Origin of the sequence: Bacillus sp. SIMBA_008 (assembly GCF_046535495.1) — a bacterium.
Classification (GTDB): Bacteria; Bacillota; Bacilli; order Bacillales; family Bacillaceae; genus Bacillus; species Bacillus subtilis.
In genome coordinates this window covers 1-228 of the sequence record NZ_JAWRWL010001452.1, presented here as the reverse complement: position 1 = coordinate 228, position 228 = coordinate 1, and the positions used below count along the sequence as shown (strand labels likewise).

At 40.4% G+C, this 228-nt stretch carries 1 pseudogene; it reads right to left on the bottom strand.

Annotated features, from left to right (window positions below):
- Positions 1 to 228, bottom strand: a pseudogene (gene groEL, locus SB658_RS28300) (chaperonin GroEL); the annotation flags it as partial.

Here is a 228-nt window from a genome sequence, read left to right as displayed (position 1 = left end):
CGCCACCAGTTAAGATTGCGATATCTTCTAGCATTGCTTTACGACGGTCACCAAATCCAGGAGCTTTAACAGCTACTACATTGAATGTACCACGAAGTTTGTTCACTACTAATGTAGCTAAAGCTTCGCCTTCTACGTCTTCAGCGATGATAAGAAGTGGTTTACCTTGTTGTACCACTTGCTCTAATACTGGTAAGATTTCTTGGATGTTAGAAATCTTCTTATCAG